The following is a 621-nucleotide window of genomic DNA, read 5'->3' on the forward strand; positions in this document are numbered from 1 at the left end:
CTGTTCTGCTAAAGAAAGTACTAAATCCATCATTTCTTTTTCTGATCTCATTTACATACTCCTCGTTTATTTTTTCTATATTATTACATCTTCTTTTTTGCCGATACAATCAGCATCATTGGGCGTCGCATTTCATCCGCCATCCCCGGAATATCCATCATGTTCTCTGGCGGCTGTGGCTCCACAATCTGGCTCGAGTGTTCATTATTGATGTCAGCGTCCATGGGAACATATCAACCGTTTTTTAGCTGTTTCGAGGTTTAGGGGAACATATCAACGGTTTTGGGCGTTTGTGGAAACATATCCACTAATTAAAATGATGATACGTATTATGATAGAAATTAATCTGCTCAAGAGAAGGAACATGATACCCATCCTCAACTCCCAGCATATCACCGGCAATTAGTGTTTTTGCTCTGCTTAGGATAAATAGCACCAAAATAAAAATTAAACTCGTGATTGTCATATTAAATTCTTAGGATAAAAATACCTAGAAAAAGGATTAGATTTCTCTAATCCTTTGAAATGATGGTTCTATAATGAATGACCTGATATAATTAAGTTGTAACACCTGTGTATAGTTTGGTAAAATACATACATAATCCAAGGAGATGTTACAAT

The 621-nt window shown here is 35.7% G+C and carries 1 pseudogene; it reads right to left on the bottom strand.

The features are described 5' to 3' along the window. Window positions 1-83 precede the first annotated feature (83 nt). Window positions 84-194: pseudogene (locus ACPC58_RS11680) on the bottom strand (class I SAM-dependent methyltransferase); the annotation flags it as partial. Between the last annotated feature and the right edge of the window lie 427 nt (window positions 195-621).

Origin of the sequence: Streptococcus sp. VTCC 12905, assembly GCF_049893385.1 — a bacterium.
GTDB classification, from domain to species: Bacteria; Bacillota; Bacilli; order Lactobacillales; family Streptococcaceae; genus Streptococcus; species Streptococcus suis_AA.